This is a genomic window from Parasphingorhabdus sp. (assembly GCF_039968395.1).
In the GTDB taxonomy this organism is placed as follows: Bacteria; Pseudomonadota; Alphaproteobacteria; order Sphingomonadales; family Sphingomonadaceae; genus Parasphingorhabdus.
On record NZ_JBDVPV010000001.1, the window covers coordinates 412,919 to 434,988 of the forward strand.

Sequence of the window (22,070 nt, forward strand, 5' to 3'; positions counted from 1 at the left end):
GCCATGCAAGAATTGAAAATCTCCAGCCCCGAACTCGGCGACTCCGCCAGTCGTTTCCTGAAAAAAGATACCCACAAGATGCTGGCTGGAGGGGAATGGTTTGACGCTGGTTCCGGAGAAAGTTTCGATACTCTGGATCCTGCTACCGGAACCGTTATCGGCAAACTCCAAAGAGGGGGCGAGGCAGATGTCGACAAAGCCGTTGTCGCTGCACGCGCTGCCTTCGAGTCTGGTCCCTGGCCCAAAATGACGCCGATGGAACGCAGCCAGATTCTTTGGAAAATTGCCGACGTGCTGGAAGCAAATATTGACGAACTGGCCGAGTTGGAAACAATGGATCAGGGCAAGGCACTCTATGTCGGGCGCTGGGCTGAAATACCGGGCGCTGTGAACCAGTTTCGCTATTTTTCGGGGCTGGCCACAAAAATAGAAGGAACCACGATTCCCACTTCGATCAACTATCAGCCCGAGGGGAAAGAGGTATTCGCCTATACCCGCAAAGAGCCGATCGGGGTTGTGGGAGCTATCGTACCCTGGAATTCGCCCCTCGTTCTGACAGCGATGAAGCTCGCTCCCGCTTTGGCGGCTGGGTGCACCGTCATCCTGAAACCCGCTGAGAATACCTCGCTGACAGCAGTTCGGCTCGTGGAATTGATGGAGGAAGCCGGTTTGCCGGATGGCGTAATCAACCTGGTGACGGGATTTGGGCATGAGGCCGGGGCGGCCCTGGCCGAACATAAAGGCGTCGACAAAATTGCGTTTACAGGATCGACACGCACCGGGCGTGCCATATTGAATGCAGCGCAAGGTAATTTGAAACGGGTGACACTGGAACTTGGCGGTAAATCGCCGGTTATCATCATGCCCGATGCTGATCTGGAGGCCGCGATTGGTGGTGCTGCGAATGCCATCTTCTTTAACGGCGGTCAGGTCTGTATTGCCGGATCCCGATTGTATTGCCACCGGTCGATGGTCGATAAAGTCGTTGAAGGCATTTCCGCAATCGGCCAGCAAATCAAGCTTGGTCATGGCATGGATGCCGAAACCCAGATGGGGCCACTGGTATCGAAGGAACATGGCAGCAGGGTTGCGGAATATATCGAGGACGGCAAAAAGGCCGGAGCTTCAGTGGTTTGCGGCGGTGAAACTGCGGGCCCCAATGGTAGCTTTGTCACTCCCACCGTTCTGACGGATGTCACGCCGGACATGCGGATCGTGCGGGAAGAAGTTTTTGGTCCGGTGCTGGTCGTGACACCTTTTGACGATGCCGACGAGGCGATCGCAGCGGCCAATGACAGCGATTATGCTCTGGCCGCAGGCGTCTGGACGGAAGGTTTGAGCAACGGACTGCGCTTTGCCAATCGGTTGAAGGCCGGGACGGTCTGGATCAACGGGCATGCCATGTACGATGCCGCGTTGCCGATTGGCGGAATGAAGCAATCCGGCTGGGGCCGTGACAGCGGACAGGCGGCACTGGAAAATTACCTCGATTTGAAAACGGTCTGCGCGATTATCTGATCGGTCGCACGGAACCGGATAAAGATTATTCGACTTGTCCCGGGAAATGGGTTTGGTGATTTTCCGCGTACCAGTCGGCGATTTCTTCTCTTGTTGCCCACCAGACGCCGTCCAGTCCCTGCGCATATTCGATGAATTCCCTCAGGGCGCGAATGGTGTACGCGCGGCCAGATACGTGCGGGTGCAGCCCGACATTCATTATCCGTCCGGTCTTTTCGCCTTCCTTGTGCAGAACGGTCAATTCCTCAATCAGCAAGTCGCGATATTCATCCGTTGTCCGCGCGTTGCGGGTTAATATGGTGAAATCATTGATGACGTTGGAATAGGGCGTGGCCACAATCGGGCCGGCATCCGTGCGGATCATGTAAGGCTGATCATCATTCATGATGTCGCAGTAAAATTTAAAACCCTCCTCCACCAATATGGTTGGCGTATTCAAGGTGCCGCGCAGAGATGATGATAGCCAGCCTTTGGGCCGTTTGCCGGCGTGCTTCTCGTACATCTCCACCGAACGACGGATAATGTCGCGCTCGGCATCGATATCATCATGAAAATCGGTCAGCAGTTCACCCTGCTCATGATTATGGGCAATCAGTTCCCAGCCCCGTTCCAGGCAGGCATCGGTCATCGCCTTGCGCCGTTCAAACGTCACGGCATTGGTTGTACAACCCGCTTTGGCACCAAGTTCGTCGAACAGGTCAAACATGCGCCAGATGCCCACGCGCTGGCCATATTCGCGCCAGCTATAATTGGGATAATCGGGTATCCGCCCGGCAAGAGCATTGGGCAACAACGCCGGACCGCCAGCATAATAGGGTTGATCCGTGTCCTTCACCAAATCCCAGGTTTCCAGATTGAAAGTGAACATCAACGCCACTTTTGCGCCATTTGGCCATTTCAGCGGTGCGCGCTCGGGCAAAGGTACATAATCATAATCAAACATCTGAGGATCTTCCTAAAATTCTTCCATCAAACGACCAAAGCCGTCGACCTGATCGCCTATACCGTTTTGTCGCAACGCATTCCAATAAGTTGCCGTGTTGATCGCAATCACCGGTTTGCCAAGATACATTTCGGCAGCTGCGGCCAGGCGCATCATCGATAAATTTGTGCCGACCTGAACAATCGCATCCACATCATCACCGTCCAGTTTTTGCAGTTCATCGCGCAATGTCGATGTCGGCACTTGGGCGATGGCTGTCCAGCTCGGGCATCGCAGGCAGGTATCGCGGACGACCTCTATTCCATGATCGGCCATAAAATGGGCAACATGTGCATTGGCGCTGGGATAATAGGGTGACAGCACGACAATCTTCTTGATCCCGCCATATGCATTGAAAGCTTCGATCAGTGATTGGGAACCAGTGCACAGTTTTAGCCCGGCTTCGCTTTCGATATTCTGGCGCCACGTCTGGGCCCCTTCTGCCCCGCCGTAAAAGGTGACCGCGGACATACCCATTACCAGGTAATCAGGATTGCAGGTCAGCACCCCGCGGACAGCATCCAGCGTGTTGCGGGAAATCTCGAGCGTACCTGCCATGAAAGTTTCGTCAGATATGGCCTGGGCATCTTCTACCACGATGCGGCTGTAATGATTGGTCACGCCGCGGACCCGCAAGTCGTCAAAATCCGGCTGCACCACGGTATTGGTCGACGGCCCCAGCACGCCGAACAGTTTGCGGTGGCCCAGAGCATCCGGATTGGGGCGTGGGTTCAAAGGCATCAGGCGACCTGTTTTTCCTGCTCCAGGCTTTCGATCATCGACTGACGCAACAGGAACCCGCGGCGTGCTTCCGGGTCATCGTGAACCCGCTGCATTTCGGCTTTGCGCCGACCATGCTCGCCGCTTTCCCCTTCCGCCAGATATTCCATGTTCCGGATCGTCTGTGCCTGAATGAAATCATGGGTCGTCGTGTGCCGCTGTCGTTCAAAAATACCCAGTGACTGGTCGGCATCTGCGCCGCTATTGTAGATACGATCAAATTTGTCGCACAGATTAAATGCATCGTGGATTCCGCTGTTCATCCCAAATCCGCCTATCGGATTATTGAGATGGGCGGCATCGCCAATGATGGCAACGCGGTCGTGCATGAACTTCTTGGCAACCCTTTGATGGACGCGGTAAATCGTCCGATGCGCTGTTTCCACTGCTTCTCCGTTGCCAAGCAGGCGGCCAAAAACATCATTTTTTTTCTCATCCGCCAGAAGTTCTGCGTCGGGTTGATCTTCCCTGGCAGGCACCAAAACTCTCCAGAGTGAGGGCACTTTCAGCAACACCATCCACTCTTGCGGGTCAGAAACATAATTGACGTGGCACAGATTAGGTAGTTTTTCTTCCAGCGGTTCCGTGGTCGTGAAGCACAGGAATTTTTCTGGATAGGTAAATCCGTCAAAGTCAGTATCCAGCCATTTGCGAATGATGCTGTTCGATCCGTCAGCTCCAATCAGATAATCCGCCCGAATTTGCACAATCTCATGAGGCGTTTCTGCGTAGACGTCGACTCCGGTCTGGTCCTGGTTGAAACCGACAACGCGATGATCAAATCGTACATCGGTGCCGGGCAGATCTCTGACACCGTCTGACAGCATGCGCGATAGATGATATTGTTCACATTGGATACGATAGGGAAAACGCGTTTGATCGGCAATTTCTGTCATATCGAAATCAATGACCGCTCCGGTCTTGCGTTCGCGAAAGTGATAGACCGGCGCTTTCAGACCCTGTTTGATAAGCCTTTCGGTAATTCCAAATTGATCGAGCATTTCAAGCGTTGGGGGATGGAATGTCGAGGCTCTCAGATCGAGGGCGCAATCAGCGCCGGATTCCAGCAAGATGACATCAATGCCCTTGCTGGCGAGGTAATAAGCAGCCACGCTTCCCACCGGGCCAGCGCCCGCTATGACAATCTGCGTTTTCAGATGCTGCATTTAACTACTCCAGCGTTGATCCGGAACTGGGCATGGAAAATGAACCAGCCCGCGGAACAATTTATTGGCCCAATCTGCGTCCTGCGGTAACGATCTTGCCAAAACTATCCGTCGAGTGGATATTGAGGCGTCCGATCCCCAGTTTATTTTTCTGGCAGACTAACAGGGAGTCACATTCAAGAGGATATTGAACAATGGCTTTAAACAAACGTCCCCTCAGGGAAGTGACGCAGCAGGATATCGATGACTATGCCCGAGACGGCGCCGTTTGTCTGCGCAGTGTTTTGGATCGCGACTGGATTGATCTGCTGGAACCGATCGCCCGGGAAGTCATAATCGATAAAAAGGATGTCGGCCTGTTGCCTACGATTCCGGGCCGGTACATGGCGCGCTGCATCGAGGAATATCGCAAATTTGTTTTCGAGTCACCCATTGCCGAAGTCGCCGGACAAGTGATGCAGTCCAAAGAAATCCGGTTCTTCTTCGATGAGTTTTTTGCCAAGCCTCCCCAATCAGATGCCAAGACTCTCTGGCATTGCGATCGCATGGGATGGCCCGTCACCGGTACGATGGTGCCATCAATCTGGATTCCTCTGACTCCGATTGTAAAAGCCAATTGCCTGGAAGTTCTGGCTGGAACACAACATGATGATGTGCCCTACTGGCTCTTCTCGCCAAATGCGCGTCAAATGATCAAACCTGACGATCGGGTTCCGCATCCTGAAATTGAAAGCAAGCGTGGTGATCCGGATCTGAGATTCCTGACCTGGGACATGGAGCCAGGTGACTTGCTGATCGTTCATCCATGGGTCTTGCATTATTCGTCCGGCAATCCGACCGATGACTGGCGCGTTGCGATTTCGGAGCGGGTCTTTGGCGACGATATTCGCTGGGCGCCGCGTCCCGATTGCGTCAATCTGGCGGGGGTCAGTTTTGATGAAATGCTGGAAGGTGAAAAACCTAAAGGCAGTCATTTCCCGCTGCTCTGGTCAGAAGATGGGCGCGCAGATGGCGATGCTCATTTTCCGGCCGGCTTTGCAACGCGGTGGCCCAAACGCGAAATGCAGGGCGTGAACGAATATAAGGCTTTCAGGGAACTAAAGGTGAAGGAAGACGCTGGAGAACTGTCCGGTAAAGACACTGCTCCGGCAAACTAGAGATTTGAAATTTCAATGGGAATAGCGGCAAAATTGCGCGCACGGTTGCAACAGTCCGAAATTGTCGTGGCACCCGGCGTATATGATGCACTGAGTGCATATCGGGCCGATACCGCCGGATTTGAGGCGGTATTTGTATCCGGTTCGGCATTGGCAGCAACACATCTCGCCCGCCCGGATATCGGATTGCTGACCGCCAGCGAAACTGCCGAGATCGTGGCGCGGATCGCGGATCGCATAGCTGTTCCGATGTTTGTCGATGCTGATCAGGGCTTTGGGAACCAGTTCAGCGTCGCTCGCACGGTTCGGGCGCTGGAGCGTGCCGGAGCCGCAGCCATCCAAATCGAAGATCAACAGGAAGTAAAACCAGCTGCCAAGCCTTTGTCGCGGCCGCTGATTGCCAGCGAAGCCATGGTCGACAAGATCCGGGCGGCCCGTGATTGTCTGCACGATTCAGAAACAATCATCAGTGCGCGGAGTGACGCGATGTCCACAGAGGGTTTTGAACGGGCTCTGGACCGGGCTCACGCCTATGCGGACGCCGGGGCTGACATGATATTCGTCGAATCATTGACCACACGAGATCAGATGGAACGATTGGTCTCTGAAATGGGCGGGAAAGTACCATTGCTTCACAACCTGCTCCGCGCTGATGATGAGGTGACGGATGCACAAACCGTCGAAGCAATAGGTTTTAGCGTGGCTCTTTTCCCCGGTACGGCGCTGGCGGCTGTTGGTGCTGCGCTGGACGATGGCTTCGCAAAATTAATATCTACCCCCCGGCTCGACATGGCCGGATCTGCCGTCGATCGGGTCGGTGCAGCGGAATATCTAAACCAGAGGAAACGTCCATCATGAAACTTTTCTATTCCCCGTTTCACACCTTTGTTCACAAGGTTCTCGTGACCGCGCACGAGTGCGGCCACTGGGACGATATCGATTTCATTCCGACCTTTCCGTTCAAGAATCTGGACGGGGAGGACCAAGGGGATGCTTACAGCATTGTGGAGCTAAATCCGCTCGGCAAGGTGCCGACGCTGGCGACCGGGACCGGCCAGGTGATATTTGGCAGTCAGGCAGCGTGCGAATATCTTGATAGCAATAGCAAAGCGCGCAAGATGTATCCCGCGCCAGGCCCGCAGCGCTGGGACGCGATAACCCGGCTGGCCGTAGGCGACACTATTTTCGAAACGACCGTGCAGATGGTTGCGGAACAATGGCAGGAGCCAGAGCAATGGAACATGCGGGTGTTTGAATCCCTGTGGCCAAAATATATCCGGGCGCTCGACAAGCTGGAAGGTGAAGCGGCGGGCTGGAACGAGTTTGATATCGGTCATGCCGCATTGCTGCACGCGATCAGCTATCTCGGGTTCCGGGCGGAATTTTATGAAGCAAAGGATCCGATCCATCCCAATTTCAACTGGCGCGATGGCCGTCCTGCACTGTCGGACTGGTTTGATCAGGCGATTGAACGTCCGTCCGTGAAAGCACATTATAACAAGGACTTCGCAGGCGATACCAGTGCCGAGCGCTGTCAACAGGCGGTGCGTGATGTGCTGGCCTTGCAAAAGGAACATAGCGCATGATCGACTTCTATTACTGGCCTACGCCAAACGGTCACAAAATTGCAATTGCACTCGAAGAATTTGAACTCGATTATCAGGTCAAATCGATCAATATTCTGAAGGGCGAGCAACATGTGCCCGAGTTTCTGGCGATCAGCCCGAACAACCGGGTTCCGGCCATTGTCGATCATGATGGGCCAGAAGGAAAAGCGCATGCTGTTTTCGAGTCCGGTGCGATATTCCTGTATCTTGCGCAAAAAACTGGAAAATTCTGGCCATCAGACCCCGTCCAGCAGTCGGTTGTGACGCAGTGGCTGTTTTTTCAAAATTCCAGTATCGGGCCGATGTTTGGACAGTGCGGTTATTTTAATGGCTATGCTCAGGAACGTGTTGAACATGGCATCGAACGCTATTGCGGGGAAACCCGGCGGCTTTATGGCGTTATCAACGAGCGGCTGGCAGACAATGAATATCTGGCAGGAAACGAATATTCTCTCGCTGACATGTCGACTTTCCCGTGGATGACCGCAAAGCAACAAAGCCTGCACGACATTGATGTTAACCAGTTCCCGAACGTCCAACGTTGGCTTGCCAGGGTTGGAAAGCGTCCTGCAGTCGGGCGCGGTCTTGCGGTCATGCAGGATGATCTCAAAGTCGGAAATCCTACGGAAGAATCCTTCGAGGCAATGTTTAATCAAAAATAGGCGTGTTAGCGCACGAGGCCATCAAGGATCAGGTTGACGATTTTGGCATCGTCATAGGCGAAGTTGACCTGTCCTGTCCGGACGATCGTAAGGCCTCTGGATGGAACGACATAGACGCGCTGTCCCCCAAACCCGTCAAAGAATACCACATCCTCGGCGAGAAAGGGCGCGCCGTGAATGACCGCCAGCGGGTTTTGCTGGCTGTATCGGCGCTTGGGAACATAGGGCGAGCCCAGCCATGTGTGCAGGCCGTAATTGGGATTGGTTGACGAAGGCTGGACCATGGCCTTGATCCATCGCGCGGAGACAATCTGTTTGCCTTGGAAGGCCCCTTCATTACGGATTAATTCCCCGATCCGTACCCAGTTATGCGGTGTTGTAAATAGCGCTGAGAAATAGTGGGGGGCACCGCCTTCTCGGTCGAGCCAAAGGTCTGCCTTGCCATTGCCAAGGGGACACCAGAGTTTCTGGTTCAGATAATCGGCATAGCTGTCATGGCCGTTTTTCCGGAGCGCGCGTTCCAGCGCTATACCGGCGACCTGGCTATTGACGTTGTTATAGCGAAATTCTGCACCGGGTGCGTCGGCTAACGGATAGTCCAGTGCCACCGCGTTAATGTCGGCTCCCAGCAGCAGTTCCATCGATTTGCCATCAGGATCTGAAAAATCATAAAGCTTCAACCCGCTCTCCATATTGAGAAGCTGTTTCAGCGTAATCTGTCCGCGCGGATCGTTTTTCCACTCGGTGATATAGCGTTCGGCACGATCATCCAGCGACCCGATAATACCTTCATCAATTGCGATCCCGTAGACCAGCGCCAGCACGGATTTGTGCATGGAATAGCTGTCCGTGGGGGTCGCGGCGCTGGCGTCGCCAGTATAGCTTTCGTGCAAAATCTTCCCGTCTTTCAAAATGACGAGGCCGACACCTTTCTGCTCTTTGGAATAACTGGCTGCTGCGGCAACGGCTGTCGCGACACTGGCCGGGATTCTGGCAGCATCATTTGCCAGCGGTCGACGGGTGCAGTTGTCGCCAATGGTCACCGTGGGCTGAAACAGGCCTACATCCAGAACCGTTGCACCCTTCAGAGCTTCTGACGCGGCCGCGATGTCGCGCTGCGGAACCGGATTGTCAGCCGGCGTCATGCACGCGACAAGTGATGAAAGCAGCACTGTCAAGAATATCACCTGTTTCGGGCGCATCATTATCTAGTCCCTTGTCACTTCAACACCCGCCAGTGGCGCAGGATGTTCTGCAGCTTCAGCCGACTTTAAATGAATATCCAGAAAGTTTATTGTGGTGGCGATCGCGTGATCAAAACGCGCGGCGATAATCGGACGTTGCGATCCAGCTCGCCCGAACAGACCATCAAAATAATGGTCAACCTCTTCGCCAACCCATAGCCACCGTGTACCCTTTGGCGTTGCGGCATATCCGGCCTTGTGCAGTCGCCAGTCATCGATGAATCCCGGCAATATATCTGCGGTGCCGGTCACGGTCAGGCTCGGCACATCAATGGATGACCAGCCATCACTATCGATCACCTTGCTGACAGGTCCGGGAGGTGAAAAGGCTATAAGCGCATCAACACCCGGAATCTTGCGGTTTGGGCGAGTGCCATCCGGTTCCGTCGCCACAGCGCCCGCACCCAGCTGCGCGATGAGCGCGCCGTAGCTATGGCCGAGCAGTGCCATGCGGGTTTTGTTCATCTTGATTTTATGCCTGTCCAGCAGAGTAACCAGTGATTCGGGGACAGTCGCAAGATAGGCCAATTCAGCATTGCGGGTCTTCCATACGGTTTCCGATTTTGGTTTGGGATCAAGTGCCAGTATTTCCGCATCGAGATGTGTCGGCGCAAGGATGACGTAACCGGCTTCCGCGATCGGCTGGAGCATATTGAGGTAACGGTCGGGGCTTGAAAATGCGCCGGCAGAAAAAATTATCACCGGAAAGCAACCTGACCGGGATGGTGAGAATATCGTAACCGGAAAACGATGACCATTGCCAGTCGTGAGTTCCGTCTGAACCTCAACCGCAGTGGATGCAGGCGCCGGACCGGATGTCTTGTCTGCTACCGGACCCGCAAGCGCCGGGCCGGCATGGACCAACAGCAATAGCCAGGCAGCGCGGCCAAGCAGACTGCGCCGTTCGATCATCTCGTACCCGTAAGATCACTGACGATCGTCTTGATAATCGCCCCCGTACGTTCATCCAGCTGGCTCTGCATTGCTTGGTCAGGTTGATAGGTGTCTACCGCATCGGCAACGTCGATCCCCTTGTCGGCGAGTATTTTTTCAAGCACCATCTGCCGGTCGGTCAGCACGCAGATCTCGCGGGTCAGACTGATCAGGGCGCGACCAAGATTGTCTATGTGTCTGGGCCGCAGCAGATCGCCGTCGGGAAAGTTGAAGCTGGTGGGATTGTCGCGATTTGGCGTGCTCATGCCGGTTTGCGTCCTTTCACAACATGCGGATAGGTCCCTTCGGCGGTCACGTCGACAAAACCGACCTTCCTTGCGACTTCGGCGAGGTCGAGGCTGGCAGTTTCGCGCCAGAACGGTTCGCCGCCATATTTGGCACCGCGATCTGCTTTCCACACACTCAGCTTGTCGAGATCGGCATAGCGAGTGGCATCTGACATGATCATGTCGCCGCCGGGTTCGAGCACACGAAATGCTTCGGCAAATACCTGTTCCACAACATCGGCAGGAATTTCGTGGATCAGAATGTAAGATGCCACCAGATCAAAGCTGGCATCTTCAAAGCCGCAATTTTCTGCTGCCCTTTGATAAAGCTTCCAGTTCCAGCCATTGGCATTGGCGGTGCGATAGGCGTGCTCCAGCATTCGCGCGGACAGATCGATACCGGTGATTTGCGCGTCTGGATAAGCATTCGCCAGCCCGCATGTGAAATGCCCACTCGAACAGCCCATGTCGAGAATTCGTTCATAGCTGTCACGCGGTGCCATTGCCGCAACCGCGTGGCGCTGCTGGAAAATCCCGCCCGGAAAAAAGCGAGCCACCATTTTCTTGTGAATTATCTCACCATGAACGTAACCCATGTGTTCGTGGCCATCCCAACCGCCGCTTGTGCGGTGGAAATGTACACCGTCCCAGTAAGCGGGAAGTTTCAGATCAGGATCAAGCTCCAGACTTGCCGGGCCATTGGTTGTTGCATCCAGGGTGGATTGCAGGTCCGGCAAGATCTCTTCAAATGCTTCGATCGCAATCTGGCCGTGGTTGCGCCCATGCCAATCGCCCATAAGGCGCTGCGTTGCATAAGCGGATGATTCTGACAGCGCGCTATTGATCGTCTGGTCACGGGCATCGAGGTCATCCGGCAGATTATCTGTGTTGATCTTTTCGGCAATCTCTCCACCTACTTTTTGCAGGACCGGTCCTGCGGCAATGCCCATCTGCGCAAGAAAATCGACCGAGGCACGGCCTCGCTGCTTCAATTTTGGGTCATGAAGTTCCATCATGATTTCTCCTCTTGATTGGGTTCACTGGCAGAGCTGCTGCGGAAACCATTAGCTTGCAATTCCTCTTCTGTCAGCTTGTAGCCTGACAAAATCCATACGGCGACAAGTCCAAAAATTGCTGGCAACCAGCTCACGGACATCAACAGAGCCGTATCGACATTTCCGCCCTGCGGTACGTCGAAGGGGAGCTTGTTGTTAAAGCCTGCAATTGAAAGTGCGAAACCTACTATCAGGGGACCGACGGCACCGGTGAGCTTCTCTACAAAACTGTATAGCGAGGTGAAAGCGCCCTCTCGCCGCACGCCCGTTCGGTTAGCATCGGCATTGATAATATCTGTTAGCATCGACATCGCCATGACCACATTGCCGGTAAAGGCGATTCCCACTAAAGAGCCGCGCAGAACGATCGACCAAACGGGTTCGCCTTCGCTCGCGAGTGACCAGCTCAGTGCGTATAATATGTTCACGCTAGCCGCCAGATAGTAGGTGTTTTTCTTACCATATAACTTGGAGAACTTAATCAGCAACGGAGCAAATATAATTGTTGAGATCGTAACCGTTGTACCGAATATCGCCAAAACGTTGAAGTCACGTCCCAGGCTCTGCACAAAGAAATAGGCAAATGCCGCGCCGGATGTCTGCACGCCGAGTAATTGTGCAAATTTTACACCAATCAGACGCAGGAAGTGGCGGTTGCTGCGAACTGCATTAAACTCGTCGACAATTTGCGCAGCATTGCTTTTGGTACTTTTTGCCTCTCCCTTGGTGAAACGCGCGGAACCAGTGGCGAAATAGGCGATCAGAGTACTGATCAAGATCAGTACCGCACAGCCAATACCCACAATCGCATAGCTCGATGGTTCGGTTTTCCCGAGCGCTTCAAGTACCACTTTCACTCCTGCGGTCGCGATGAATGAACCAAGTGAAATAAACACCATGCGATACGCGTGGATGGAAGAACGCTCATGGTAGCTGTCGGTCATTTCCGCTGGCATCGACATGTAGGGAATATTGTAGATTGTGTACGCGAGCGCGTAGAAACTTAGAACGATGAAGATGTAAAATGCGGTGAGATACTGATTCTCGAAGGACGGTGCTGTAAAGATCAATGCAAAGCTGACTGCCCCGGCAATCGCGCCCCATAACAGAAACGGCCTGCGTCGTCCTCTGGACGAATCATGGCGATCACTCCAGACGCCAACGACCGGATCAGTGACCACGTCGATTAGCTTGGCAAGGAAGATGACGAGACCTGCCAGCCACGGTTCGATCTGCAGGATACTTGCGGTGAAAAGCAATATCAAACCGGAAACGCCATTCATCAATATGGCGATGCCGAACGCCCCGGATCCCCAGCCCAGTTTCAGGGAAACGGGAAGTGTGCCGTCGGCCTGGCCAGACGGGGTGTCGATCACGGTTGCCATATTCGACTAGTTCCTCTCTTGCGGAACCGGTGCGGTATCGCCCGGTCCTCTCTCGATCGCATCAATGATCAGGTTGGGAATGTAACTATTGTCCCATGGTTTGTCCTTCGTCGGACGTCCGCCTGTTCGCACGATGACCAGTTTCTGTGATGGTACAATGTAGACGACCTGGCTGCCATTGCCGTCAAACAGAAACAGATCTTTGTCGGCATAGGGTTCGCTGTGCAGGGTTTTTCCCGCATCAATCGACGGATTCAGCGGACCGCGGCCTTTGACATATTTACCGGCAATCCAGACACCGAGACCAGCATGCGGATTTTCAGCGCTGGCGGCGCGCATTTTGCTGACATAGCCTTCGGGGAGCAATTCTTTGCCTTCCCAGAGACCATTGTTGAGCAACAAGATGCCCAGTCGCGCCCATGTCTGGCCAGGCAACTGGATGCAACATCCCGAATGTGCCGTGCCGCCAGGCCGGTTGACCCAGACAGTGCCGCCTTGTGCGCCAATCGGGATCAGAAGCGCATCGCTGACATAGTCGTGGTAGCGCTGGCCCGTCGCGCGTTCGATCAGCGGCGCTACCAGCTCCGAATTGGCATTGGCATATTCATACCGGCTACCCGGTTCGTTGACGAGCGGATATTCATTGATGATCACCTCGTCATGGCGCGGATGCAAATAGGCCCGGTTAAGCACGTGCTCTGGTCCTTCGCCAAATCCCTGCGGCAACAAGCCGGTACGCATGTCGAGAAGATGGCGTATACGTATTTTTGATTTGCCGGGATCATTTTTCCATTCGGTGATGAAATCGGCGACAGGCTGATCGAGTGATTTCAGATGGCCCTGCTGGATAGCACGTCCGATAATAATCGCCGTCAAGGGCTTGGCCAGTGATTTTGAATTGACCAGATAGTTGCGGTCAGCTCCCGCGAAATAGCTTTCCATGACCAAGGCTCCATCATGCCAGACGAGAAAAGTTGAACTCTTGCGCTCCTCCGCAAATTTTTCCGCCTGAAGCAGGGCGTCAATCCCGATACGTCCTTTCGCGCTCGGCAGCGGCAGATAACTGGCGACGCCGCGCACATGTTCCAGTGGATCATATGCAGGAAGCCCGCCGCCCTCGATCGCAGCACTTCTTTGTGCTTCAAAGCGTTTCATATAAAGCGCTTCGTCGGCGGCCGGGTCCTCTGTTGGAGTGACAGCAACGGTGTCCTGCGCAGTTGCACAGCCTGCAATGACAAGGGCGAAGGGCAGAATCAGAAGTTCGGGTTTAGTCCAGAAGGTCAATGGTTACTCCTCCATCTTCGGTTTCGGCCAAGCGCCAGATGGCGTGCGCGGCGGCCAAATCCTGTGCGGACACGCCCAGGGATTTGTAGATGGTAATCTCCTCGTCGCTTTGGCGTCCGGCGGTTTTTCCATCTGCTACGGCTCCAATTTCGCCGACAATATGGTCTTCCGTCACCACGCCGCGCTCAATAGCGCCCAGCAATTCTCCGGCTGCGGCCATCGCCGCATCATGATAATCTACATAGAATCGCGACCGTGCTACCGACGCGTCATCGACTTCGGCGGTGGTGGGAATGGCGGAACCGACCAGATTGATATGCTGGCCGGGACCCAGATCCGCACCCAATAATATTGGTTTTTTGGCTGACGTGGTCGTGCAGATAATTTGCGCTTCGGCAACAGCACCGGCGGCACTGTCATGAGCGATGGTTTCGATGCCTGTCGCTGCTGCGACAGCTCCGGCAAAGGTCTCCGTGCGGGTTTGGTCACGGCCCCAAATGCTGATATGATCAATATCGCGCACGGCCCGCATCGCGTGGACGTGGCGCATAGCCTGTTCACCATTGCCCAGGATAGCCAACCGTGTTGCATTTTTGCGTGCGAGTAGATCGGTGGCCAGAGCGCTGGCCGCAGATGTTCGTATCGCGGTGAGCGAGCTACCCTCAATCATCGCTAGCGGGATGCCTTTTACGCTATCAAACAGCATCACCATTCCGACATGCGTGCCCAGAGGATCGCCATGAGGTCGGTCATATTTACACACCAGTTTGATTCCGAAACATGCCGGATCACCCAGTGTTCCCGGCATGATCGCCAGTTTCCCGGCCGCGTCCGGCACCGGCATAAACTGTCGGATGGGTAAAGTGACGTCTCGGCGCGAAGTGGCAATCATCGCCTGTCGCATCACGTCCACGCAAACACCAACCGGCAAAAGACGTTCGACCTGGGATTGCGTAATGATACGCATCAACCGGCGTTCCTTGGTGGCAGAAAGCGCATTTTATCCATCACTTCCTGAACATTATCCGGTCGGTCGAACGGTTCCGGCATGGGTTCTCCAGGCTTGCGATCCTTGCCAATTGCGTAAAACCAGTCTTCCAGCCCCGGGGGAAAGAAAACCCAGAACATTTTCATGTCTATGTCGCCGGTATTCTTGATCCAGTGTGTGCAATTGCGAGCGAACAGGATGGTCGTGCCGGGAACGAATCTCGAAACCTCACCATCAATATCCACTTCACCCGTGCCTTCGTAGACAAAGACAAGTTCGTGATTTTGTTTATGCCCGTGCTCGCGCACCATACAGCCAGGGGGCAAAAGCTGAATCCCGCTGGAAAAGGTATCATAGGGCATGTTGTCCGGCGTCAGATTGACATCGACATAGCCGCGTGACGGCATGGGTTGCCAAAGCGAACGTCCGCCATCCGGTCCGATTATGACCGATTTTCCCTTGGTAATGTCATCCGCCATGACGATCTCCTATCGCGTCAAAAATTCCCGCACGTGTTTGTTGTATATTTCTGTTGAGACAATCGGACTGAAATGTCCGCCGCGATCCAGTAAATGTGTTTCTGCACCTTCGATCAACTGTCCCATCTCTTCGGTAAATCCCGGAGGGGTGATCTGGTCATCGGCAGACCCGATGCACAATGTTGGTGTTTTGATATGATGCAGGCGGCTGCGCAGATCATGCGTGTAAACCGCATTGATCCGGGAAAGCTCGACCTCGAGTCCGGGGAATGCCGCCAGACGTTCTTCCATGAATGCCCGTGCCGATGCCATTTGCGGTTGCAGATGGGAACTGGGCATGGCGAGATATGTGCCCACCGTGAGATAAGCGAGTGGTCCGCAACTGATCAGGATTTCCCGCCGCGTCCTGAACAGTTCGGTGAGATAGGTGTCGGGACCAGCCCAGCTGCATGAAAGAACCAGCTTTGCCAGTCGGTCCGGATGGTCGAGCGCGATATGTTGGCCGATTGCGCCGCCAGTGGAATGTCCCACAAGACTGGCCTGCGCAATGTTCATGGCGTTCATCAGCGCAAGCACGTCTTTGGCCATATGTTCGGCGCCGTAAACAACCTTGTCCGGTGTGCTGTTGCCGCAACCGCGATGATCGAATGTGATCACACGAAAGTCTGTCGCAAAGGCCTGTATCTGGTTGTTCCAGAAAGCGCCGCGCCCGCCAAGGCCGGCAACAAGAAGTAAATCCGGTCCGCTGCCGGTGATTTCGGCATGGATTTCAGCATCACCGACATCAATGCGCTGGGTCTCGGTTGGAATTACGCTCATAGGGCCATGAACACCGTCTTTGTGTTGAGATAATTTTCGAGGCCGTCCTTGCCATTTTCCCGGCCAATGCCGGACTGTTTGTAGCCGCCGAGCGGAACATCCCAGTCGGCCCCCATGACGGAGTTAATGCACATGATACCGGCCTTGATCTTGCCGACCATGCGATGGGCGACAGAAATATCCCTGGTCCACACCGCGCCTGCCAGACCAAATTGCGTGTCATTGGCCAGCGCCAGCGCTTCTGCCTCTGTCTTGAAACTTTGAGCCACGAGGACCGGGCCAAAAATTTCTTCCTGCACAATCTTCATGTCATTATTGGTCTGGTCAATGACGGTTGGTTCAAGGAAATACCCTTTCTCACCATGACGCACACCGCCCGATGCGATTTCTGCACCCTCTTTTTGTCCCGCTTCGATATAGCCACTCACGCGCTCAAATTGCTTCTCCGAAACCAGCGGACCCATCGTGCTTTCATCATCCAGGCCCGGTGCCAGCTTCATGGATTTGCCGAAATCCGATATGCCCTTGATGACCTCGTCCTTCACATCTTCATGCACATAGATGCGCGATGGTGCGGTACATGTCTGGCCGCTATTGAAGAATATTCCCATTGCGGAAGCGGGAATGGCTTTCTCCAGATCCGCATCAGGCATGATGATGTTCGGTGATTTTCCGCCCAGTTCAAGAGTGAGTTTTGTAAGGTTCTCCGCTGCCGCATGGGCAATGATTTTTCCGGTGGCCGTGGAGCCGGTAAACGCGATTTTGTCGATACCGGGGTGATTTACCAAGGCATTTCCAACCGAGTGGCCATAGCCCGTGACGATGTTCAGCACGCCTTCGGGCAAGCCCGCTTCCAGTGCGATTTCCCCGAGCCGCAGAGCAGAAAGCGAAGTGTCTTCTGCGGGTTTTAGCACTGCGGTGCAGCCTGCTGCGAGTGCTGGCCCCAGTTTCATTGCAGCCATCACCAGCGGATAATTCCAGGGCACCACCAGCGCAACCACGCCAACCGGTTCTTTCACCGTGTAGACATGGTGATCGCCAGGCAGGTTTATGGTGTGGGTGGTGCCCTGAATCTTGTCTGCCCAGCCTGCATAATAGCGGAACGCGCCGATGGATGCGGCGACATCTCCGCGCGCGAAATTGATCGGCTTGCCATTGTCGAGTGTTTCCAGTTGCGCCAGTTCTTCGGCATGTGCCTCCATCAAATCCGCGATTTTGTGGATGACCCGCGAACGTTCACCCGGCTTCATCTCTGGCCATGCCCCGCTCTCAAAAGCGGCACGCGCTGTGACGACAGCATGGTCGACATCTGTATGACTGGCATTCCCAATGCCAGAAATCCGCGAACCGTCAGCAGGGTTGATAACATCGATTTGCGCCTCGGTTCCGGCATCGAGCCATTTACCACCGATCAGCAGTTTCTGATCCCGGTCAATGAAAGACCGGGTTTCGGGAGCGAGATTGATCAAGGCCACTAAAGAGACTCCGTTTCGATTTTCTGTATCATAATGCGATATGGCTTCAGGGCCAGTATCACGAGTGCCAGTCCGACAAGCATGGTGGCAGGCGGCGCAAGCGCGAGTGACTGGTTGATTGCATCAGGCGAGCCAAAGACATTGTCGGTGAGCCATGCGACCAGCAAAGGTCCGGCCGAATAGCCGAGAAGATTTGCGATCAGCAGATAGACCGCGATGACCTGCGCGCGCATGCGGTTGGGGGTGATCAGCGGAAATGTCGATACACCGGCACCAAAAGGCACTGTGCCAAAGAACAGGACGAGCGCCAGCAACCCCAGTGCCAGCCATGGAGAAGTCACCAGCGGGAAAGCGATGGCAAAGGGCAGAGCGCACAGGACAGCCATAATCGGGAGCCGAAGCGTCGCGTCCTTGCTGCCGCGGCCAAGCATGCGTTCGGCCGCAAAGCCGCCTGCGATCACGCCGGCAACACCACCGAACATTACGACGGGACCGAAAAACTGGCCTACCTCGAGTTGCGTCCATTCGTGGACCCGGATAAAATAGCTTGGTGCCCATGCGCCGATGCCAAATTGTGCGCCGGCAAAGCAAGAGAAACCAAAAAAAAGCGGCAGAAAAACTCTGGCATTATCCTTGATAAAGCTGATGATTTCCAGCGCGGGTGGAGCGTCTTCGGCCGCGAGAACCACATTGCCTTCCCGCCTTACCGGTTCGCGGATCAAAAGGAGGAAGAGAAAGACCGGGACGCTGAGCAGCGCAACAGCAAAAAATGTCATTTGCCATGGCTGAAAGGTTCCAAACGGCAATGTCGTAGGCCCCATTTCAACCAGTTTCGCATAGAGATATCCGCCAATCACGAGCGCCAGTCCAGAGCCCAGAAAGCCGGTGCCGGTAAACACGCTGATCGCGGCGGGAAGTTTCTCTTTCGGAAAATAGTCACTCAGCATTGAAAAGCCTGCCGGAGACAAGGTCGCTTCCCCGACACCCACCAGCATGCGCGCGAAGAACAGAAAAACAAAACCCATCGCCATGCCGCTGCCGAACGTTGCCGCAGACCAGACAAGGACACCGGCCAATATTACCCATTTTCTATTATAATGATCTGCCAGCCAGGCTAGCGGAATTGCCATGACGGCATAGAGAAGCGCAAAGGAAAACCCCTGTAACAGGCTGATCTGAACATCCGATAGCCCGAGATTTGCCTTGATCGGGTCGACCAGCAGATTGATGATCTGGCGGTCGATATAACTTACGATACCGGCAAAGGAGAGTGCTGCCACGACCAACCACGAACGAACCGGCGACCAGCTCGCGCTGTCGCTTGAAACTTCCGCGACCGTTTCATTGGGTTTGATTGGTGGTGCGACTGTGGTCATATATGTGCAAGCTTATGATTTCATTGCTTCCGTGACATTACAAGAAGCGTGTTTAACCGTCAGCCGGATAACAAGTTTGCTACTCTCGCCTTTGCATCCATGCTACCGCATCACAACAGGATGACAATGGAAGCGAGCACGTCAAATCACGGAGAAAGCGATCTGCTGGAAAAGCTCATTGCTATCTGCGGTGCAGATGCGATCAGTACCAGCGATGCGGACCTGCGTTTTTTTTCCCAGGATCTGTTTTTTGAAGGCGCACTGCCGATTGCCGTGGCTAGTCCGTCGACCCCTGCAGCGGTTGTCGAAATAGTGCACCTTTGCCGGACATCAGGACTTTCGATTTTCCTGCGTGGCGGCGGCATGTCGTATACGAAGGCGTTTCAGCCGACTCACGATAACGCAATCATGCTCGATTTCTCGAATCTGTCGGCCATCCGCGAAATTTCTGTGCAGAATCAAAGTGTAACAGTGGAATCGGGTTGTACCTGGGCGGCACTGGATGCCTCGTTGGCCAAGCATGGCCTGCGCGCCCGGTTCTGGGGACCGATGTCGGGCGGTTCGGCAACAGTCGGCGGCTCTATGAGCCAGGGCACGGTGACATTTGGTTCAGGCACAACCGGTGCATCGGCCAATGCCGTGAAAAGTTTTGAAATCATATCGGGTGCCGGAGAGCTAATCCGTACGGGTTCGGATGGATCAAAAGGAACTTCGCCGTTCAATCGCAATTTCGGACCCGACCTTACCGGAATTTTTGCCAATGACGCCGGCGCTCTCGGTATCAAGACTGCTGTCACGCTCGAAACGGAACCCCGTCCGCCGCATGTCAGCGGCTTGTCCTTTGCCTATGATGATTTTGACAATATGGCCGAGCTGTTTTCTGAATTGTCTGCCCGGCGGCTCTCCTCGGAAATGATTGCGATGGATGGCGACGTTGCGCGGCAAAACGCCGGACCGGCCAATCTCGTTGAAGACGCAAAGGCGATGTGGCGTATTGGCAAAGCAGCGGGCAATCCGGTCGCTGCTGTTGGCCGGATGGCGAAGATCGCAATGGGAGGTCGCCGTTTCCTGGACAAAGCCAAATATACCGCTCATTTTGTTGTGGAAGGCCGGGACAAGGCAGAATTGAAAAGCCGGATCAACGCCATTCGCGGCTTTGCCAGATCAGGCACGGAAATCGTCAACACGGTTCCCTTGATGACGCGGGCTGATCCTTTTCCCGTACTGCCCGTGACTCATCCAGATGGCCGCCGGATGCTGCCCATTCACGGGGTATTCCCAGCTTCCGCACTGCATGACTTTCACCTGGACTACAGCGCGCTCAAAGCCCGCTTTTCTGAAAAAATGGATGCTGTTGATGTAACCGTCGCCGAGTTTTTCGCCGGAATTGCCGGAGTTGGATTGCTCTACGAACCGGTCTTTTACTGGCCAGATGCGCTATACGAATATCATCGCCGCCGTACGCCCGAATATCTGGATGGCCAAATGTCTGTCTATCCTGAAAATCTGCCTGCCAGAGAGCTGGTTGGAGAGTTTGTAGAAGCTTTCAATATCCTTGTTCATCGGCATGGCGGTGGCCACTTTCAGATCGGACGACTTTATCCCTATGCCGAAAACCGGGAAGGCGGAGCTGCGACGTTGCTGCGTGACCTGAAGCAGGCACTGGACCCTGACAATATCATCAACCCGGGAGCTTTGGGACTTTGATCAACAAGGAATTGAACATAGCAATCATCGGTGGCGGTATTGGCGGTCTGACTGCGGGTATCGCACTGCAAAAGGCCGGATTTGCTCCGCGCATTTTTGAACGCGCGCCTGAATTCGGGGAAGTCGGAGCCGGCATATCCATGTCACCCAATGCGACTTTGGGGCTCGAATCACTGGGTTTTGCTGACTTTCTGAACGGCCATGCGAATGAACCGCTCGAACAGCGATTATATCATGGGGAAACCGGAGAATTGTTGCAGGCGATCGATCGCCGGGATTGCAGGGACACCTACAAAGCTGCCTATTGCCAGCTCCATCGGGCCGATCTGCTTAACATGCTGATTGACGGGTTTGGCCGCGAGAATTGTGCCATGGTCAAGTCACTCACTGCTATTGAAAGCGGTGATGATGGGGTGACGCTGACATTTGAAGACGGAACCAGCGAACGGGTCGATGTGGCGATTGCGGCGGACGGACTACGGTCTGTTGTGCGTGATAGCCTGTTTGACAATGAGCCTCCTGAGTTCAGCGGTCATGTCGCTTGGCGCGCACTTGTTCCGGCCGAAAAGCTGAGCGCGCTGTCGGTTGACCGGTTCAATATCAATCATCTGGGGACCGGCCGCAACATTGTGAGCTATCCGGTTCGCGGAACACAATTGGTCAATATTGTTGCTCTGACCAAGGCCGATGAGTGGGCTGAGGAAAGCTGGAACGCCAAAGCCGAGAAAAGCGAGCTGGCGCAGCATTACGAAGGCTGGGCAGACTACGTGCAGGATTTGCTGGAAGCGATTCCGGGCGATGAGTTATATCGCTGGGGACTATTCGTTCGCAAACCGCTGGACACATGGATTAGTGGCCGGACCGCTTTGCTGGGCGACGCGGCGCATCCCATGCTGCCCTACATGGGGCAGGGGGCGTCATGCGCAATCGAGGACGGCGTCATTCTTGGCCGCGCCTTTACGGCTGCGAACACACCGGATGAAGCGTTGAAAATATATCGAGATACACGGATCGAGCGGGCATCGCTTTTGCAACGCGAATCCAATCTTGGTGGCGAAAGATTGCAGGCGATCAATCCCGATGCTTTTCGCGACACACCGATCAAAAACGAAGATTCCCTGGGTATCTTTGCTTATGATCCTGTGACCGTTCCGCTGGTTGTATAG

The 22,070-nt window shown here is 54.5% G+C and carries 21 protein-coding genes; 7 read left to right on the forward strand and 14 right to left on the reverse strand.

Annotation, left to right across the window (positions count from 1 at the left end; all coding sequences use genetic code 11):
* The first annotated feature begins 3 nt into the window (after positions 1-3).
* Entirely contained in the window at positions 4-1,518 is a 1,515-nt protein-coding gene (locus ABJI30_RS02000; RefSeq protein WP_348015235.1) for an aldehyde dehydrogenase family protein, read from the forward strand.
* Between the two features lie 25 nt (positions 1,519-1,543).
* Here the strand turns inward: ABJI30_RS02000 and ABJI30_RS02005 are convergent, their stop codons facing one another.
* Genes ABJI30_RS02005 through ABJI30_RS02015 form a run of 3 tightly spaced genes read right to left on the reverse strand, consistent with a single transcriptional unit; the run spans position 1,544 to position 4,446 of the window.
* Positions 1,544-2,461 (reverse strand): polysaccharide deacetylase, encoded by a 918-nt coding sequence (locus ABJI30_RS02005; protein ID WP_348015236.1) that lies wholly within the window; start codon positions 2,459-2,461, stop codon positions 1,544-1,546.
* 12 nt (positions 2,462-2,473) lie between these two features.
* Entirely contained in the window at positions 2,474-3,241 is a 768-nt protein-coding gene (locus ABJI30_RS02010) for an arylmalonate decarboxylase (protein WP_348015237.1), read from the reverse strand.
* On the reverse strand, positions 3,241-4,446 hold the full coding sequence (locus tag ABJI30_RS02015) for an NAD(P)/FAD-dependent oxidoreductase (RefSeq protein WP_348015238.1): 1,206 nt from the start codon (positions 4,444-4,446) through the stop codon (positions 3,241-3,243). Before ABJI30_RS02015 ends, ABJI30_RS02010 begins: the two co-directional genes overlap by 1 nt.
* Before the next feature lie 194 nt (positions 4,447-4,640).
* Between ABJI30_RS02015 and ABJI30_RS02020 the strand changes: the two genes are divergently transcribed.
* From ABJI30_RS02020 to ABJI30_RS02035, 4 genes are read left to right on the forward strand one after another with little or no spacing between them, the layout of a single operon-like run.
* Positions 4,641-5,603, forward strand: coding sequence for a phytanoyl-CoA dioxygenase family protein (locus tag ABJI30_RS02020; protein WP_348015239.1), 963 nt, complete (start codon positions 4,641-4,643; stop codon positions 5,601-5,603).
* A 15-nt stretch (positions 5,604-5,618) separates the two neighbouring features.
* Complete coding sequence (locus ABJI30_RS02025) at positions 5,619-6,461, forward strand: isocitrate lyase/PEP mutase family protein (RefSeq protein WP_348015240.1); 843 nt, start codon at positions 5,619-5,621, stop codon at positions 6,459-6,461.
* On the forward strand, positions 6,458-7,189 hold the full coding sequence (locus tag ABJI30_RS02030; protein WP_348015241.1) for a glutathione S-transferase family protein: 732 nt from the start codon (positions 6,458-6,460) through the stop codon (positions 7,187-7,189). Before ABJI30_RS02025 ends, ABJI30_RS02030 begins: the two co-directional genes overlap by 4 nt.
* A complete protein-coding gene (locus tag ABJI30_RS02035; protein ID WP_348015242.1) occupies positions 7,186-7,872 on the forward strand; it encodes a glutathione binding-like protein in 687 nt (228 codons plus the stop codon). The genes ABJI30_RS02030 and ABJI30_RS02035 overlap by 4 nt, the downstream gene beginning before the upstream one ends.
* 5 nt (positions 7,873-7,877) lie before the next feature.
* Here ABJI30_RS02035 and ABJI30_RS02040 read toward each other — a convergent pair whose 3' ends face one another.
* The 11 genes from ABJI30_RS02040 to ABJI30_RS02090 are packed head-to-tail and all read right to left on the reverse strand — an operon-like array spanning position 7,878 to position 19,197.
* Complete coding sequence (locus ABJI30_RS02040; protein ID WP_348015243.1) at positions 7,878-9,077, reverse strand: serine hydrolase; 1,200 nt, start codon at positions 9,075-9,077, stop codon at positions 7,878-7,880.
* Positions 9,078-9,080: 3 nt separating this feature from the next.
* Positions 9,081-10,028 (reverse strand): hypothetical protein, encoded by a 948-nt coding sequence (locus ABJI30_RS02045; RefSeq protein ID WP_348015244.1) that lies wholly within the window; start codon positions 10,026-10,028, stop codon positions 9,081-9,083.
* Complete coding sequence (locus tag ABJI30_RS02050; RefSeq protein ID WP_348015245.1) at positions 10,025-10,315, reverse strand: hypothetical protein; 291 nt, start codon at positions 10,313-10,315, stop codon at positions 10,025-10,027. Before ABJI30_RS02050 ends, ABJI30_RS02045 begins: the two co-directional genes overlap by 4 nt.
* Positions 10,312-11,352, reverse strand: a complete 1,041-nt coding sequence (locus ABJI30_RS02055; RefSeq protein ID WP_348015246.1) for a class I SAM-dependent methyltransferase — start codon at positions 11,350-11,352, stop codon at positions 10,312-10,314. The genes ABJI30_RS02050 and ABJI30_RS02055 overlap by 4 nt, the downstream gene beginning before the upstream one ends.
* Entirely contained in the window at positions 11,349-12,776 is a 1,428-nt protein-coding gene (locus ABJI30_RS02060; protein WP_348015247.1) for an MFS transporter, read from the reverse strand. The genes ABJI30_RS02055 and ABJI30_RS02060 overlap by 4 nt, the downstream gene beginning before the upstream one ends.
* 6 nt (positions 12,777-12,782) lie before the next feature.
* Complete coding sequence (locus ABJI30_RS02065; RefSeq protein WP_348015248.1) at positions 12,783-14,060, reverse strand: serine hydrolase; 1,278 nt, start codon at positions 14,058-14,060, stop codon at positions 12,783-12,785.
* Positions 14,044-15,027, reverse strand: coding sequence for an ornithine cyclodeaminase family protein (locus ABJI30_RS02070; protein ID WP_348015249.1), 984 nt, complete (start codon positions 15,025-15,027; stop codon positions 14,044-14,046). The genes ABJI30_RS02065 and ABJI30_RS02070 overlap by 17 nt, the downstream gene beginning before the upstream one ends.
* Entirely contained in the window at positions 15,027-15,527 is a 501-nt protein-coding gene (locus tag ABJI30_RS02075; protein WP_348015250.1) for a cupin domain-containing protein, read from the reverse strand. The genes ABJI30_RS02070 and ABJI30_RS02075 overlap by 1 nt, the downstream gene beginning before the upstream one ends.
* 9 nt (positions 15,528-15,536) lie before the next feature.
* Positions 15,537-16,346, reverse strand: coding sequence for an alpha/beta fold hydrolase (locus tag ABJI30_RS02080; protein ID WP_348015251.1), 810 nt, complete (start codon positions 16,344-16,346; stop codon positions 15,537-15,539).
* Positions 16,343-17,821 carry an aldehyde dehydrogenase family protein gene (locus ABJI30_RS02085; protein ID WP_348015252.1) on the reverse strand — a complete coding sequence of 493 codons (1,479 nt, stop codon included), beginning with the start codon at positions 17,819-17,821 and terminating at the stop codon, positions 16,343-16,345. Before ABJI30_RS02085 ends, ABJI30_RS02080 begins: the two co-directional genes overlap by 4 nt.
* On the reverse strand, positions 17,821-19,197 hold the full coding sequence (locus ABJI30_RS02090; RefSeq protein ID WP_348015253.1) for an MFS transporter: 1,377 nt from the start codon (positions 19,195-19,197) through the stop codon (positions 17,821-17,823). The genes ABJI30_RS02085 and ABJI30_RS02090 overlap by 1 nt, the downstream gene beginning before the upstream one ends.
* 120 nt (positions 19,198-19,317) lie before the next feature.
* On the opposite strand from ABJI30_RS02090, the gene ABJI30_RS02095 reads away from it, so the two are divergent.
* Both ABJI30_RS02095 and ABJI30_RS02100 read left to right on the forward strand, forming a co-directional pair.
* A complete protein-coding gene (locus ABJI30_RS02095; RefSeq protein WP_348025361.1) occupies positions 19,318-20,904 on the forward strand; it encodes an FAD-binding oxidoreductase in 1,587 nt (528 codons plus the stop codon).
* Positions 20,901-22,070 (forward strand): FAD-dependent monooxygenase, encoded by a 1,170-nt coding sequence (locus tag ABJI30_RS02100; protein ID WP_348015255.1) that lies wholly within the window; start codon positions 20,901-20,903, stop codon positions 22,068-22,070. Before ABJI30_RS02095 ends, ABJI30_RS02100 begins: the two co-directional genes overlap by 4 nt.

Excerpts from the sequence above, each read along its gene's own strand:
- ABJI30_RS02000 (WP_348015235.1), top strand. The coding sequence starts at position 4 with ATGCAAGAATTGAAAATCTCCAGCCCCGAACTCGGCGACTCCGCCAGT.
- ABJI30_RS02005 (WP_348015236.1), bottom strand. The coding sequence starts at position 2,461 with ATGTTTGATTATGATTATGTACCTTTGCCCGAGCGCGCACCGCTGAAA.
- ABJI30_RS02010 (WP_348015237.1), bottom strand. The coding sequence starts at position 3,241 with ATGCCTTTGAACCCACGCCCCAATCCGGATGCTCTGGGCCACCGCAAA.
- ABJI30_RS02015 (WP_348015238.1), bottom strand. The coding sequence starts at position 4,446 with ATGCAGCATCTGAAAACGCAGATTGTCATAGCGGGCGCTGGCCCGGTG.
- ABJI30_RS02020 (WP_348015239.1), top strand. The coding sequence starts at position 4,641 with ATGGCTTTAAACAAACGTCCCCTCAGGGAAGTGACGCAGCAGGATATC.
- ABJI30_RS02025 (WP_348015240.1), top strand. The coding sequence starts at position 5,619 with ATGGGAATAGCGGCAAAATTGCGCGCACGGTTGCAACAGTCCGAAATT.
- ABJI30_RS02030 (WP_348015241.1), top strand. The coding sequence starts at position 6,458 with ATGAAACTTTTCTATTCCCCGTTTCACACCTTTGTTCACAAGGTTCTC.
- ABJI30_RS02035 (WP_348015242.1), top strand. The coding sequence starts at position 7,186 with ATGATCGACTTCTATTACTGGCCTACGCCAAACGGTCACAAAATTGCA.
- ABJI30_RS02040 (WP_348015243.1), bottom strand. The coding sequence starts at position 9,077 with ATGATGCGCCCGAAACAGGTGATATTCTTGACAGTGCTGCTTTCATCA.
- ABJI30_RS02045 (WP_348015244.1), bottom strand. The coding sequence starts at position 10,028 with ATGATCGAACGGCGCAGTCTGCTTGGCCGCGCTGCCTGGCTATTGCTG.
- ABJI30_RS02050 (WP_348015245.1), bottom strand. The coding sequence starts at position 10,315 with ATGAGCACGCCAAATCGCGACAATCCCACCAGCTTCAACTTTCCCGAC.
- ABJI30_RS02055 (WP_348015246.1), bottom strand. The coding sequence starts at position 11,352 with ATGATGGAACTTCATGACCCAAAATTGAAGCAGCGAGGCCGTGCCTCG.
- ABJI30_RS02060 (WP_348015247.1), bottom strand. The coding sequence starts at position 12,776 with ATGGCAACCGTGATCGACACCCCGTCTGGCCAGGCCGACGGCACACTT.
- ABJI30_RS02070 (WP_348015249.1), bottom strand. The coding sequence starts at position 15,027 with ATGCGTATCATTACGCAATCCCAGGTCGAACGTCTTTTGCCGGTTGGT.
- ABJI30_RS02075 (WP_348015250.1), bottom strand. The coding sequence starts at position 15,527 with ATGGCGGATGACATTACCAAGGGAAAATCGGTCATAATCGGACCGGAT.
- ABJI30_RS02080 (WP_348015251.1), bottom strand. The coding sequence starts at position 16,346 with ATGAGCGTAATTCCAACCGAGACCCAGCGCATTGATGTCGGTGATGCT.
- ABJI30_RS02090 (WP_348015253.1), bottom strand. The coding sequence starts at position 19,197 with ATGACCACAGTCGCACCACCAATCAAACCCAATGAAACGGTCGCGGAA.
- ABJI30_RS02095 (WP_348025361.1), top strand. The coding sequence starts at position 19,318 with ATGACAATGGAAGCGAGCACGTCAAATCACGGAGAAAGCGATCTGCTG.